The sequence below is a fragment of the Ponticaulis profundi genome, from assembly GCF_042659465.1.
Taxonomy (GTDB): Bacteria; Pseudomonadota; Alphaproteobacteria; order Caulobacterales; family Hyphomonadaceae; genus Ponticaulis; species Ponticaulis profundi.
In genome coordinates this window covers 1-1,267 of the sequence record NZ_JBHSSW010000041.1, presented here as the reverse complement: position 1 = coordinate 1,267, position 1,267 = coordinate 1, and the positions used below count along the sequence as shown (strand labels likewise).

Genomic DNA, 1,267 nt, shown 5'->3' with positions numbered 1-1,267 from the left:
GTGAATAGCCTCATGTTTCCTGGACGCTTTCTTCGCTAACTTTGAGGCAAGGAGGCCATGATGGGCGCAGGTAATTTCATGGACGAGTTCAAGCGAGATGCGGTAGCGCAGATCACGGAGCGGGGCTATCCGTCCAAGGAGGTTTCGGCTCGGCTCGGCGTCAGCACGCATTCGCTCTATGCGTGGAAGCGCAAGTTCACGATGGCAGTGTCGGGTGACACGGAGAAGGATGCAGAGATCCGGCGGCTGAAGCGTGAACTGGTCCGGGTGTCGGAGGAGTGTGACATCTTAAAAAAAAGCCACCGCATATTTCGCTCGGGATGCAAGGTGAGTGGAGCCAGCGAGGCGCCATCGGTTCAAGCCCGCTGGCGACGGCGTTCGTGGCCGAGCATCGGGGTCAGTCTTCTGTGCGGACGATGTGTCGTTGCCTGCGCGTCCAGCCGAGCGGGTTCTATGCATGGCTGAAGGCACCGCTGAGCGCACGGGCGCAGAAAGACAGGCGCCAGACCGAGCTGCTGCAGAAGGCTTGGGCGGAGAGCGGCAAGATCTATGGCTATCGCAAGCTCCATGACGATCTGGTTGAACAGGGCGAGAGCATCTGTCCGAACCGGGTAGCCAGATTGGCTCAGCTTGCAGGTATCAAGGCGCAGATCGGCTACAGGCGCCGCCCCGGCAGTTATGGTGGCAAGCCATCGGTCGTGGTCGATAATACTCTTGACCGGAAGTTCGACGTCGAGGCCCCGGACAAGGTCTGGGTGACCGATATTACCTATATCCGGACGCAAGAAGGGTTCGTCTACCTCGCGGTGGTCATCGATCTTTACTCCCGGCGCGTGGTCGGCTGGTCCATGCAGAGCCGTCAGACGACAGATGTCGTTCTGCAGGCCCTGATGATAGCCGTCTGGCGACGAAAGCCGAAGAACAAGGTGCTGATCCATTCGGATCAAGGCTGTCAATTCACCAGTATGGATTGGGCCGCATTCCTGCGTGCTCACAATCTTGAGCATTCGATGAGCCGCCGCGGCAACTGTCATGACAACGCAGTCGCCGAGAGCTTCTTCCATCTGCTCAAACGCGAAAGGATCAGGCGCAGGACCTACCGGACACGCAAAGACACAAGACAGGACGTGTTCGATTACATCGAGATGTTCTCCAATCCAAAGCGAAAGCATGCGAGGAACGGGATGCTGTCGCCTGCCGACTTCGAACGGCGGCAGATGAGGAGACGCGAAGCCGCCTAAGAAAATCGGGGCTATTCAGTTCGAGC

Annotated in this window: 1 protein-coding gene; it reads left to right on the top strand. The window is 58.3% G+C overall.

Annotated elements, in window-relative coordinates:
- The first annotated feature begins 60 nt into the window (after positions 1–60).
- Positions 61–1,241, top strand: a protein-coding gene (locus ACFQDM_RS15545; protein WP_377380593.1) for an IS3 family transposase whose coding sequence is annotated in 2 segments (ribosomal slippage) — positions 61–373 and positions 373–1,241 — 1,182 coding nt in all. Because the reading frame shifts where the segments join, the coding sequence is not laid out codon by codon here.
- Positions 1,242–1,267 lie beyond the last annotated feature (26 nt).